Annotated in this window: 1 protein-coding gene; it reads right to left on the reverse strand. The window is 59.5% G+C overall.

What is annotated here, in order from left to right; genetic code table 11:
• A partial coding sequence (locus ACEN88_RS35345) for a trehalase family glycosidase (protein ID WP_413347069.1) occupies nt 1-279 on the reverse strand: 279 nt, incomplete at both ends.

Raw genomic sequence — 279 nt, forward strand, 5'->3', positions numbered from 1 at the left:
CATCAGGGCATTGAGGTCGACCGGCACAATGCTGGTGGTGCGAATCGTGCCAAGCTGCTCAGGATCATCCATCCAGCGGGAGCTAAAGTCCCAGCCGGAAGCCGCAGCGGCGCGAAGATCGCGGTAGATCTCTGTCGCCGGGCGGTTCGGATTGTTTTTTGCTGTGGTGACATCTGCCAGCCATGACTCCGGACGCGGCGTGGAGGAATCATCCCAGTAGCGGTTGAGAATGCTGCCATCGCTTAACTTCACCACGCGCTTATTTGCTTCGCCCGGCTG

Origin of the sequence: Massilia sp. CT11-108 (assembly GCF_047302915.1) — a bacterium.
Taxonomy (GTDB): Bacteria; Pseudomonadota; Gammaproteobacteria; order Burkholderiales; family Burkholderiaceae_D; genus Telluria; species Telluria orientalis.